Genomic DNA, 299 nt, shown 5'->3' with positions numbered 1-299 from the left:
AAAGGGCGTAAACCGCATCATTGGCCGATGCAAGATGTGAACGCTGGCGTTCCTTCGCGCCCCCCTCTGTCCTGCCGGACATCTCCCCCTCTAGTGGGGAGATCGGCCGTCACTGCGGCTTTCGCCAATCTCATAGGATGCAGAAAGGGCGCTGTCTCCAAAGCTGCCGATCTCCCCCCTTGAGGGGGAGATGTCCGGCAGGACAGAGGGGGGCGCTGTCCCGCCGACATTGACGTCCGACAACACCGGAGTTTTCACCCTGGAAACAAAAAACCCGCCTCGGGAGGCGGGTTTTTGGA

At 60.9% G+C, this 299-nt stretch carries 1 pseudogene; it reads right to left on the bottom strand.

From position 1 onward, the window contains the following. Window positions 1–90: 90 nt before the first annotated feature. Window positions 91–299: pseudogene (locus AC0L2Y_RS34680) on the bottom strand (hypothetical protein); the annotation flags it as partial.

This window comes from Mesorhizobium sp. WSM4830 (assembly GCF_055811495.1).
Note: the sequence above shows the minus strand (reverse complement) of the source record. Positions and strands in the feature narration are given on the sequence as shown.